Raw genomic sequence first — 578 nt, 5'->3', positions numbered from 1 at the left:
CTGCGTGCAAGGCAGGCGCTCTCCCAGCTGAGCTAAGGCCCCAATGTAAGGGTTAATTAATTAAGTAACAACTCTACTTAAGATGATAGCTTATTTAAGCGGTGGAACTGCTTAAAATGGTAACTTCTTTAAGCGATAGAACTGCTTAAAAAGTTTAATGGTCGGGAAGACAGGATTCGAACCTGCGACCCCTTGGTCCCAAACCAAGTGCTCTACCAAGCTGAGCTACGTCCCGAAATTTATTAAAATAAAATATAATGGTGCGCCCGGCAGAAGTCGAATCCACAACCTCCTGATCCGTAGTCAGGTGCTCTATCCAATTGAGCTACGAGCGCATATAAGTATAACTAAGTATCTATGCCGAGAACCGATAGTCATGACCGCAGGAATTTAAGTCCTGTACGTCTGCCAGTTCCGCATTAAAAGTGCGGGTAAAGGGAGTCGAACCCCCACGCCCGAAGGCACTAGATCCTAAGTCTAGCGCGTCTGCCAGTTCCGCCATACCCGCAATATATATATAAATCTTAATTCATAAGAAATGGTGAGCCATGCAGGATTCGAACCTGCGACCCTCTGAT

Annotated in this window: 3 tRNA genes; all 3 read right to left on the bottom strand. The window is 45.8% G+C overall.

Going from position 1 to position 578, the window contains the following annotated elements:
* Nucleotides 1–158 precede the first annotated feature (158 nt).
* A tRNA-Pro gene (locus AC25Y5_RS18940) sits at nucleotides 159–235 on the bottom strand.
* 23 nt (nucleotides 236–258) lie between these two features.
* A tRNA-Arg gene (locus tag AC25Y5_RS18935) sits at nucleotides 259–335 on the bottom strand.
* Between the two features lie 91 nt (nucleotides 336–426).
* Nucleotides 427–508: transfer RNA gene (locus tag AC25Y5_RS18930), tRNA-Leu, on the bottom strand.
* Nucleotides 509–578 lie beyond the last annotated feature (70 nt).

The organism is Sporosarcina sp. Y1011, from assembly GCF_057669885.1.
The sequence above is the reverse complement of the archived record's forward strand: the minus strand, read 5'-3'. Positions and strand labels throughout refer to the sequence as shown.